Raw genomic sequence first — 756 nt, 5'->3', positions numbered from 1 at the left:
GTCGGCGATAGGGCACCGTCGCCCGACCCCACCCTCCATCCCGGCTTCGCCCCGCGAAGCCTCAGTCACAGGAAAGCAATGATGCGACGTAAGAATGCGATTCTCACCACGGCCGCACTCGCGACCGCGGCCATCCTCGGCCTCGCAGGCTGCTCCGCGGGCGCGGGCAACAGCTCGTCCGACGGCGGAGAGACCCCCACCACCGCGACCATCGCCCTCACCGGCACGCCCACCAACCTCGACTTCACGACGACGGCGGGATCCGCGATCCCGCAGGCGCTCATGTCGAACGTGTACGAGGGCCTCGTCGAGCTCGACCAATCGGGCGAGATCCAGCCGCTGCTGGCCAGCGAATGGACCGTCAGCGACGACCGCAAGACCTACACCTTCACGCTGCAGGAGGGCGTCACGTTCTCGAACGGCGACGAGTTCACCGCCGACGACGTGAAGTTCAGCTTCGACCGCGTGAAGACGGACTGGGTGTCGAGCCTCAAGGCGAAGATGGACGTCGTCGACAGCGTCGAGGTCGTCTCGCCGACCGAGGTCGCCGTCACCCTGACCAAGCCCTCCAACGCCTGGCTCTTCAGCCTCGCCACGCCCGTGGGCGCGATCTTCTCCGAGGACGGGGTCGACGACCTCGCGAACACGCCGGTCGGCACCGGGCCCTACGCCGTCGGATCGTGGACGCCGAACGAGAGCCTCGTCCTCGACACGCGCGACGACTACTGGGGCGAGGCGCCCGGCGTCGAGCAGGTC

At 68.4% G+C, this 756-nt stretch carries 1 protein-coding gene; it reads left to right on the top strand.

Annotation, left to right across the window (positions count from 1 at the left end; genetic code table 11):
- Positions 1-78: 78 nt before the first annotated feature.
- A partial coding sequence (locus tag NS354_RS12520) for an ABC transporter substrate-binding protein (protein ID WP_241490540.1) occupies positions 79-756 on the top strand: 678 nt, incomplete at its 3' end.

This window comes from Leucobacter chromiiresistens, assembly GCF_001477055.1.
Lineage (GTDB): Bacteria > Actinomycetota > Actinomycetes > Actinomycetales > Microbacteriaceae > Leucobacter > Leucobacter chromiiresistens_A.
Note: the sequence above shows the minus strand (reverse complement) of the source record. Positions and strands in the feature narration are given on the sequence as shown.